This window comes from Streptomyces sp. NPDC093261, from assembly GCF_044753645.1.
Classification (GTDB): domain Bacteria; phylum Actinomycetota; class Actinomycetes; order Streptomycetales; family Streptomycetaceae; genus Streptomyces.
In genome coordinates this window covers 1-1,277 of record NZ_JBIVNO010000050.1, presented here as the reverse complement: position 1 = coordinate 1,277, position 1,277 = coordinate 1, and the positions used below count along the sequence as shown (strand labels likewise).

General features: G+C 71.6%; 2 protein-coding genes and 1 pseudogene. All 3 read right to left on the bottom strand.

The genetic code is table 11. The features are described 5' to 3' along the window. Positions 1-160: pseudogene (locus ACIP94_RS38390) on the bottom strand (MerR family transcriptional regulator); the annotation flags it as partial. After that, positions 160-1,098, bottom strand: a complete 939-nt coding sequence (locus ACIP94_RS38385) for a DnaJ C-terminal domain-containing protein (RefSeq protein WP_402436763.1) — start codon at positions 1,096-1,098, stop codon at positions 160-162. The gene ACIP94_RS38385 and the pseudogene ACIP94_RS38390, both read right to left, overlap by 1 nt. A gap of 6 nt (positions 1,099-1,104) precedes the next feature. Next, positions 1,105-1,277: nucleotide exchange factor GrpE (locus ACIP94_RS38380; protein WP_402436768.1), on the bottom strand; the 173-nt coding region annotated here is incomplete at its 5' end.

Sequence of the window (1,277 nt, the reverse complement as noted above, 5' to 3'; positions counted from 1 at the left end):
GAGCCACGAACCGGCGGACGAGATCGGGATGGAGGCCGGATCGGCGGGCGACGGTGTCCAGGGACAGCCTGGGCACCGGCACGATCGCGTACTGGACGCGTGCCGCGGCCGGTGCCGTCCACGCCGGTGCCCGGCGCGTGTGAGGCGGTCGGTCGCTCATCATGTCCTCCTGGGATCGAACGAGGAGACGGCGGCGAGCTCCTCGAACAGCCGTCGTTCCTGGTCACTGAGCCTGGACGGCACCATGATCCGGACCTCGGCGTAGAGGTTTCCGTTCGTGCCGCGCGGATTCGGCATGCCCTCACCACGCAGCCGCAGCCGACGCCCGCTGGACGAGCCCGCGGGCACGGACACCTTCGCCGTCGCCCCACTCGGCGTGGGCACCGGAACCATCGCCCCCAGCGCCGCCTCCCAGGGAGTGACCGGAAGCTGCACGTACACATCCCGGCCCTCGAGACGAAACACCGGGTGCGGCTGGATCCGCACCCGCAGGTACAGGTCCCCCGCGGGAGCCTCACCGCTGCCCCGGCCGCCCTCGCCCGCCAGCCGGATACGCTGCCCATCCGTGACACCCGGCGGCACATCGACCTCGTAGCGCCGCGGCTGCCCGGAGGGCCCGGCGAGCGTGACAGTGCGGCGGCCGCCGCGGTAGGCCTCCTCCACGGTGAGCGGCAGCTCCGCCTCCTGATCCGCCCCGGGCACACGCATACGCCCGGCACCCCCGAAGAACGACCCGAACAGATCCTCCAAATCGACACCCTCCCCGCCGAAGCCGCTAGTGGTGTAGCGCCCCCGGGGGCCGCCCTCCCCGGTCGACCAACGAAAGCCGCCGCCGGCTCCCGCACCGGCACCGACCCGCTCCTCCCAGTCCTCGGGGACCTTGCGGAAGTCCTCCCCGAAGCGGTCGTAACGGGCCCGCTGGTCCGGATCCGACAGCACGCTGAAGGCCTCGTTGATCTCCTTGAACCGCTCCTCCGCCGCCGGGTCCTTGTTCACGTCGGGGTGGTACTTGCGGGCCAGCTTGCGATACGCCCGCTGCAGCTCGTCTTTGTCGGCATTGCGCGGGACCCCGAGCACCTCGTAGAAATCGCGTGCCATCAGCGGTCACTCCCGCTTGGCGACGGTGACGGCGGCCGGCCTCAACTGCCGCTCGCCTTCGCCGTAACCCGGGCGCAGCACCTGCACCACGGTGTTGGGTTCAGCGTCCGGATCCTGGACCACGCCGACGACCTCGTGCCGGGCGGGGTCAAAGCTCACCCCGCTCTCGGCATGGCGCG

Coding starts and splice junctions, on each gene's coding strand:
- ACIP94_RS38385 (WP_402436763.1), bottom strand. CDS start 1,098: ATGGCACGCGATTTCTACGAGGTGCTCGGGGTCCCGCGCAATGCCGAC.